General features: G+C 56.5%; 1 protein-coding gene. It reads right to left on the bottom strand.

The features are described 5' to 3' along the window. The coding region (locus AAC854_RS24925; RefSeq protein WP_340619226.1) for an antirestriction protein at positions 1-223 on the bottom strand (223 nt) is incomplete at both ends.

The following is a 223-nucleotide window of genomic DNA, read 5'->3' as shown; positions in this document are numbered from 1 at the left end:
AAAACCGACAGGCATCCCGCTCATTCAGCGCGGCGATACGGGCAAGCACGATTAACGTCACCGTCAGCCCGAAGGCATCAGCCGAGAGTGTCACCCTTAACTGCGTGTCCGGCAGGTAAAGCGGATAACTTTTCGCTGATGCCGGCACCATATAGGCCAACGACTCAGACACCTGCTGGCCAGTCCATTGCTCAGGCTGGTAATCTCTGCATAACGTTGAGGC

Origin of the sequence: Xenorhabdus entomophaga (assembly GCF_037996725.1) — a bacterium.
Taxonomy (GTDB): Bacteria; Pseudomonadota; Gammaproteobacteria; order Enterobacterales; family Enterobacteriaceae; genus Xenorhabdus; species Xenorhabdus khoisanae.
This window is presented reverse-complemented; position numbering and strand designations above follow the sequence as displayed.